This is a genomic window from Protofrankia sp. CiP3 (assembly GCF_917627345.1).
Classification (GTDB): domain Bacteria; phylum Actinomycetota; class Actinomycetes; order Frankiales; family Frankiaceae; genus Protofrankia.
In genome coordinates, this window is record NZ_CAKJTM010000205.1 from 1,549 (window position 1) to 4,116 (window position 2,568).

The window sequence follows — 2,568 nt, forward strand, 5'->3', positions numbered from 1 at the left end:
GCCCTGGACCTCCTCGTCCGGGTCGATGACTTGGGCGCCCTCGTCGTCGTAGATGTAGCCGACCGGCAGCGGGGTGCGCAGCTCGCCGCGCTCCGCTGCCGCGCGCTTCGCCGCCTGCAGCCGGCCGGCCATGATGTGCAGCTCCGCCGACGCCATCGTCGATTTCAGCCCGAGCAGCAGCCGGTCGTTGAAGTCCGACAGGTCGTAGACCCCATCCGCGTCGATGAGCAACGTGTCCGTCAGCCGGGCCAGCTCCGCCAGCCGCGCCAGGTCCGCGTTCGAGCGGCCCAGCCGGGAGATCTCCAACCCGAAGACCGCTCCGACCTCGCCCAGGCACAGCCGGGTCATCAGATGGCGATACCCCTCCCGGCCCCGGGTCGAGGCACCCGAGACCCCCAGATCCGTGTCGATCACCTCGATATCCGTCGTCGACCAGCCCAGCGCCACCGCCGTGTCCCGCAACGCGTACTGCCGCAGCGTCGACTCGGTGTGCTCCCGTACCTGCATCAGCGTCGACTGGCGCAGGTAGACCAGCGCCACCCGCCGCCGATGCGATGTTGTGATCTTGTGTTCGCCGTTCACTGTTCGCTCCCCACGCGCTGGCCGTCATGTTCGCCACCACCGCCACCGCCTCGCGGTAGGCAGGTCCGGACAGAACGGCCACGGCCATCGCTCAGGTCAGCTCCCGGCGCGCGAGCAGCTCGACGTTGATCGCCGAGATCTCCGCCAGCGCCGCCTCGACCTCGACGCAGCGGTCGAGGTACCGCCGCACGACCGCGACCAGACGCGCCGGGACGTAGCGCAGCCGGCCCCGCCCGATCTGGCGCGGGCTGAAGTACGCATACGGCCCATGCCCGTCCCCGGCCGTGCAGGCGCAGCCCGGTCTGCCGCACCGGCGATGCTGCTCGACGAGCGAGCCGGCCAGCACCCGCTGCGGATCGCCGATCGCCTCGGCCAGTGCCCGTCGTCGCGCAAGAAGATCCTCCGTGCTCGTTGTGCCCAGATCCGCCGGAATCTTGGGTGGATTCATCACACAAGAGAATGGCACTGCTACTCACCGCCATCAACGACCTTGAGGGCGCGTGTCACCGCGCCGAGCGCCGCCAGCCCGTCGACCGACAGCCGGCCCTGCTCCGCGCCTGAACCGCGGTCCGTCCACGCCGCCGGCAACGTGACCTGACCCGAACCCGGCCGAACACAGACGAACAACATCTCACCCGCCCACCGCTTGCTGAACAGGACATCCAGGCACTGACCGCTCAGCGCGTGAAACGGATGGACAACAACGAGAGAATCCGAAACGAGAGATTTCGAAGATCGACTGTCAGATTCGGCTGTATGCCGTGACCGTCGGAATTCCGAGAACCCTCGTCCCGCCTTTCTTGGGTATCTCCACCGCCCGGACCGGCCCGGGAAAATAGCTCCCCGACGACATGCGGTTCCACAGCCGGTAGAGGTTATCCTGCAACCTCTCCTCGAACTGCTCGACCGTCACGCCGTCGGCCCCGGCCGCCCCGCCGTTACTCTTCACCTTCAACCACGCATCCCACACCAGCTGCTTGGGGATGTCATGCGTCTTGCCCTGCACACTCGGCTCACTCATGCGACTCCTTCCTTTCGGTTGATCGCATCAAGCTGCCTGGACAGCCCCGCCCCTTCGCTCCCCACCCCACTGCGATACGCGGGAGGATCACAGCTACTACGGGCGAGTCCGCCAGCACGCCTCGCCTCGGTATTCCCCCTTACGGATTCTGCCGCTCGGAGTTTCCCTCTCGCCACGGGGCACGGGGCGGTATCGAGGCGTGCCTTCACACGTTCCACACGAGAGCCTGGACCGGGCTCATGCTGCCTGTATGCCGGACACCACCTGGGCAGTAAGCGGATATCCCCCAGATTTATCCCGAGACAAAGACCCGACCTCGGTTTTGATGTCACCTGATTAGCTTTCGACACGTCGACGGCAGAGGGCACGCGTGCCTCGCTCAGCGCAGAGGGATCACACCCATCGCTCATCTTCCCGATCCGCACCTGACGCGATCGAGTCGCGCCTTTTCCCACGACGCTCAGGACGACGGTCTTCAGCCTACGCCCCTCGTGGGTGGTTTGGAGCCTCCTTCCGCAAGGCGACTCCGGAGGGCCAGTCAACCTCCATCTCTCATGCAGCACCGCAGTCACGAGACTGCCATCCTTTCTTGCCTCGCTTCCGCGTTCGTGTTCACAAAGTCTTCAGCTAACGCACCTCGGGGTGGCTAGGCGCCTCCCCCCACAGGGCGGCGCCGGAGGGCCGCCGGCCCCTCCTACCAAGAAGGCACCGGTCCTCCATCGTCCGTGCAGCACGCACGTGTCAAGAAATTTGCCCGCCTCCCTTCAGGCGGCTCCTTTCTTCGCGCTTCAGGGCGCAATAGTGCCGCGTAATAAACAGATCTTGGATCTTATCCACTTCCATCGGTGGTCTCCAGCGGTCAGTGCACCGCCCGTCTCGTGCTGGGAGCAGGGGGCTCGGTAAGCTTGATCGCGATCGGATGGGCTCCTGAGGTGAGGATTCGGTGTCCACGCTGGGTCGTGAGC

General features: G+C 65.9%; 3 protein-coding genes and 1 pseudogene. All 4 read right to left on the reverse strand.

Features of this window, described 5'->3' with window-relative positions; translation table 11 throughout:
• Positions 1-582: recombinase family protein (locus MJ797_RS26230; protein ID WP_239342340.1), on the reverse strand; the 582-nt coding region annotated here is incomplete at its 3' end.
• A 91-nt stretch (positions 583-673) separates the two neighbouring features.
• Complete coding sequence (locus tag MJ797_RS26235) at positions 674-1,030, reverse strand: DUF6788 family protein (protein WP_308127805.1); 357 nt, start codon at positions 1,028-1,030, stop codon at positions 674-676.
• A gap of 20 nt (positions 1,031-1,050) precedes the next feature.
• Positions 1,051-1,461: a DUF5372 family protein gene (locus MJ797_RS27135; RefSeq protein WP_308128372.1), complete on the reverse strand. Its 411-nt coding sequence runs from the start codon at positions 1,459-1,461 to the stop codon at positions 1,051-1,053.
• Positions 1,343-1,603: pseudogene (locus MJ797_RS26245) on the reverse strand (group II intron reverse transcriptase/maturase); the annotation flags it as partial. The gene MJ797_RS27135 and the pseudogene MJ797_RS26245, both read right to left, overlap by 119 nt.
• Positions 1,604-2,568 lie beyond the last annotated feature (965 nt).

What these genes read in the sequence shown, in the direction of transcription:
- MJ797_RS26235 (WP_308127805.1), bottom strand. Translation starts at nt 1,030, where the DNA reads ATGAATCCACCCAAGATTCCGGCGGATCTGGGCACAACGAGCACGGAG.